The organism is Gracilimonas tropica DSM 19535 (assembly GCF_000375425.1).
Taxonomy (GTDB): Bacteria; Bacteroidota; Rhodothermia; order Balneolales; family Balneolaceae; genus Gracilimonas; species Gracilimonas tropica.
In genome coordinates this window covers 1-3,828 of record NZ_AQXG01000033.1, presented here as the reverse complement: position 1 = coordinate 3,828, position 3,828 = coordinate 1, and the positions used below count along the sequence as shown (strand labels likewise).

The window sequence follows — 3,828 nt, the reverse complement described above, 5'->3', positions numbered from 1 at the left end:
GTAATCGAAAGTAGAGGCAGTGAAGAGATATCCATGAGTTACAAATTAATTAGTAATAAGATGATAAGTGCCAGACCCATTCCACAGACCGACCATGCCAGCTCACGGTGAACCAGCCCGGATTGCATGTTGCGCCCATATTTGCCGAGGCGCTGCACGGAGCCCACGAGAGCGGCGATCCATTCCACGATGCCCCTGTCGTCAGTGAGCTGTGTAAGCCGGGCGATGTTCAGGTTGAGGTCTCCAAATCGGTCAACCAGATAGGTAACGGCGTTGTCGATGGCGTCGGAAAGCCATCGAGCAAATTCCAAGAAGAGGTTCCCAACACCGAAAACCGATTGTAGTAATTTTGTTTCGACGACATTCAAAAAGTTTGCGGAGGCATCCATCGGTTGTACAACCAGGCGTTTATATCCGCCAAAGACCGAATAATTTTTCTGAATGAAGCTCCACAGACGGTACCGAATAGCGGGAGCCGTAATAAACCAGCCAGCGGTAAGCCCCACGGCGGCAGCCACCAACCCTGATATCACGGCCATCGTTGATTTTGGAATAGTCAATCCGGTTGCGTCCACCATCGGCTCTACATAGAAGCCTCCCAAAATGACGATGGCCACAAGGACCGACAAGCCAGTAAGCATCCATATCGGGCGGTGTGATTTTTCTATTTCATTGGCTACTTTTTTCCACAGAATGCCAAATGCACGGCCCATATATATAGCTGTGAAAAGAGCCCCGGCAAGGGCTACAGTGAAATACCAACCCGCGGGCTCGCTCAATAGTCCCGCGGCAAGAACGGCGTCTTTCGACCAGAAACCAACAAATGGGGGTATCCCAGCCAGTGCAAATCCGGCCAGTACAAAACCAGCAAAACTCCATTTCAATTTTTTGCCCATCCCCTGCAACTGTTCATAGTTGGTAGATCCTGCTTGATGCTGAAATATACCAGCACCCAGAAACAGGCTGCTCTTCATGAAAGCGTGGGTCACCAGGTGAGCCAGAGCCGCGCCGGGGTATCCGGCACCTATGGCTAAGACCATAAATCCGAGCTGACTTGAGGTGGAGGCAGCCAGCATCCGTTTAATGTCTTCAGAGAAAATAGCGGTAGCTCCGGTTAGTATGATCGTCAGCCCCCCGAGACTGCCGATCCATAAAAGAGCTTCAGGTGAAAAAAGAGGATACGCTTTGAGCAGCAGGATGATTCCAGCTGCTACCATGGTGGCCGAGTGCAGAAGTGCCGAAACAGGAGTTGGTCCCGCCATAGCCGCCGAAAGCCAGCTTTGAAACGGTACCTGGGCCGATTTTCCCATGACTGCAAACAGCAGCGCAAGTGCGGCAAAGGTAGAGATAGTTTGTGAGGAGCCGGTTGCGATCTCGCTGGTTCCGTTTCCAAGAATAATGGCAAAAACGCTAATATACAAACCAAGATCGGCCACGCGGTTCATGGTAAAGGCTTTGTTGGCGGCATCGCTTGCTTCTTTTTTTTGGTGCCAGGTGCCGATAAGCAGATAAGAGGCGAAGCCCATTATCTCCCAAGCTACCACAAAAAGTATCCAGTCGCCCGCAAGAACGAGCAGCTGCATCGCCCCTAAAAACAGAGATATTCCTGACCAGAATTTTAGCTGCCCATCTTCCTTTGCCATATAACCAATAGCATAAACAAAAATAAAGGTGGTTATCACAGAGACGACCAGGGACAGGGTTGATGCCATGGCTGTTGCATGCAGCCGAAAAGGCATGTCCGGCAGTCCGGCAAACTGAAGAGTCAACTCGATGCCCGTCCCCGCCGGAAGGTAAAGCAGCAGGGCGCCAAGCCCGGAAAGGAAAGCCCCCGCAGTAGCGATAGCTCCCATCTTTTTGCGTAATAAGAGAATCAGCAGGCTGGCTGCCAGTGGAGCGAATATGGTGAATAAAAATGCGGTCATAAGTATCCGGTTACCCATTTAAATCTGCTGCTTCTTCCATCTCTACAGAACCTGAAGAACGAAAACGCTGGGTGGCTATAGCAAAACCAACGGCGCCCTCCAGAGCCATAACCGTCATGGCTACAAGTACAAACATCTTAATAGAAAATGCCTCGGGGTGCAGGTATCGCCAAAAGGCGACCAAGTTAATCATGGCCGCTCCCAGCATCAGTTCAACGCCCATCATAATCATTACCAGGTTGGTCTGGCTGAGAGCGCCGTATAGGCCGATGCCAAAAAGAATAATAGCGATGATCAGGGCTGTAAGCAGTAGTTCCATAGTCGGTTAGTTTCTGTTATTCTTGATTGAAAGGGCCACGGTGATGGCGGCAATCATGCCTGTAAGGATGGTTATACCGGCCGTCTCAAATATCATCATGGAGCGCTTCAGAATTTCCATCCCCAGCAGGCGGTTTTGTTCGTGCGGGCCGGGAATTTCGGTAGCTAGAGGCCCCCAGCCGACGGCAAGTATAACTATCGCAATGATCAGCGAAAAAATGCTGGCCGCTGCAATGGAAAGATTTTTTTGATGCGTCATATCCATCTCTCCCAATCCGCCGGGATCCATCATATACATCATCATAAAAATAGCCATGATGCTCATTTCGGTACCCATCATCATAATTTGGAGCACACCCAGGAATTCGGCCTCCATCACCAGGAAAAGTGCGCCAATGGCTACCATGGAAGCCAGGAGTGAAAGAGCAGAGCGCACCATGGAGCTAGTCATAAACACGCGCCAGCCGAACCAGATGGAAAGCAGTCCAAGAATAATAAGAAGTATGAGCTGGACGGATATCATCATAAAATCAGTAACACCCCAACGATGAAAATATTCAAAAGAGCCATCGGAATGCCGTATTTCCAGTGGTATTCCAGCAGATGATCGTGACGAATGCGTGGCAGGTATCGGCCAAGGACAAAGAAGGAGACGGCTACCAGCAGTGTTTTCAGGAAAATCCAGACGAAGCCGGGCAGCCACGGACCCATCCATCCGCCCAGGTACAACACGGTAACTGCCACAGACAGCGTGAGCACCAGGACCGACCGTCCCAGTCGGAACAGCAGTTTTCGAAGGCCGGTAAAATCGGCCCATGCCCCCCCGGCCAGTTCGCCATCTGCGGTGGGAAGATCAAAAGGCGGAAGAAATGCGATGGCCATGGCCGATAGGTAAAACAGGATAAAGCCGATGGGCTGATAGAGTATATTCCAGAGCGTCTGCTGGGATTCGACTATGCCGCCCATAAACATCGATTCGGCTCGCATAACAGTGGCGGTGAGCGCCATAACCACAGTCATGGAGTAGGCGATCAGTTGCGCAATGGAGCGCCAGCCGCCCACCATACCATAAACGCCGTTCAGGCTCCATCCCGCCATCATCAGTGATACCATTATGTACACAAGCGCCGCGTTGATAAAGAGAGCGCCGGTTGCCAGATCGACTAGCACCAGATCTTTGCCGAAGGGTAAAATTGCGATGACTAACAGGATGACTGCGATAAAAAGCACAGGCGCGGTTTCGAAAAAGACGGTGTCGTGTTTGCGGGGTTTGATCTCCTCCTGCACAAATAAACGAAGAAACGAGCGTGCCGGACCCGCCCACTGCAGGCTGCCCGACAACGACCAGCGCTCCATAACCGCCATCAGGTAGATGCCGGCTATAAAAAGCAGGGTTATTAAAAGGGCGTTGATCATCGCGATTCAGTGTTATCGTTTAATAGTTTAGTTCCTGTGGTGAAATATCCAGCGAGTTTACGGCCAAAAGTGCATCTGCCAGCTCCAGTTGTTCGGTCATCGGTTTTACCAGGTTGACCAGCGCCGCCGAGGGCGTGGACAGCTTCAGGTGCGCCAATTTGCCTTCATG

General features: G+C 51.2%; 4 protein-coding genes. All 4 read right to left on the bottom strand.

Going from position 1 to position 3,828, the window contains the following annotated elements; translation table 11 throughout:
• Positions 1 to 38 precede the first annotated feature (38 nt).
• Genes B151_RS0117315 through B151_RS0117300 form a run of 4 tightly spaced genes read right to left on the bottom strand, consistent with a single transcriptional unit; the run spans position 39 to position 3,659 of the window.
• Positions 39 to 1,925, bottom strand: a complete 1,887-nt coding sequence (locus B151_RS0117315; protein ID WP_026166741.1) for an NADH-quinone oxidoreductase subunit 5 family protein — start codon at positions 1,923 to 1,925, stop codon at positions 39 to 41.
• Positions 1,926 to 1,935: 10 nt separating this feature from the next.
• Positions 1,936 to 2,244 carry an NADH-quinone oxidoreductase subunit NuoK gene (nuoK, locus tag B151_RS0117310; RefSeq protein ID WP_020404898.1) on the bottom strand — a complete coding sequence of 103 codons (309 nt, stop codon included), beginning with the start codon at positions 2,242 to 2,244 and terminating at the stop codon, positions 1,936 to 1,938.
• Positions 2,245 to 2,250: 6 nt separating this feature from the next.
• Positions 2,251 to 2,769, bottom strand: a complete 519-nt coding sequence (locus B151_RS0117305; protein ID WP_020404897.1) for an NADH-quinone oxidoreductase subunit J family protein — start codon at positions 2,767 to 2,769, stop codon at positions 2,251 to 2,253.
• The gene (locus B151_RS0117300; RefSeq protein ID WP_020404896.1) at positions 2,766 to 3,659 is read right to left on the bottom strand and encodes a complex I subunit 1/NuoH family protein; all 894 of its coding nucleotides are present in this window, start codon (positions 3,657 to 3,659) and stop codon (positions 2,766 to 2,768) included. Before B151_RS0117300 ends, B151_RS0117305 begins: the two co-directional genes overlap by 4 nt.
• Positions 3,660 to 3,828: the final 169 nt, after the last annotated feature.

Bases quoted from the DNA above. Each gene is read 5' to 3' on its own strand.
- B151_RS0117315 (WP_026166741.1), bottom strand. From the start codon at position 1,925: ATGACCGCATTTTTATTCACCATATTCGCTCCACTGGCAGCCAGCCTG.
- B151_RS0117300 (WP_020404896.1), bottom strand. From the start codon at position 3,659: ATGATCAACGCCCTTTTAATAACCCTGCTTTTTATAGCCGGCATCTAC.
- B151_RS0117305 (WP_020404897.1), bottom strand. From the start codon at position 2,769: ATGATGATATCCGTCCAGCTCATACTTCTTATTATTCTTGGACTGCTT.
- nuoK (WP_020404898.1), bottom strand. From the start codon at position 2,244: ATGGAACTACTGCTTACAGCCCTGATCATCGCTATTATTCTTTTTGGC.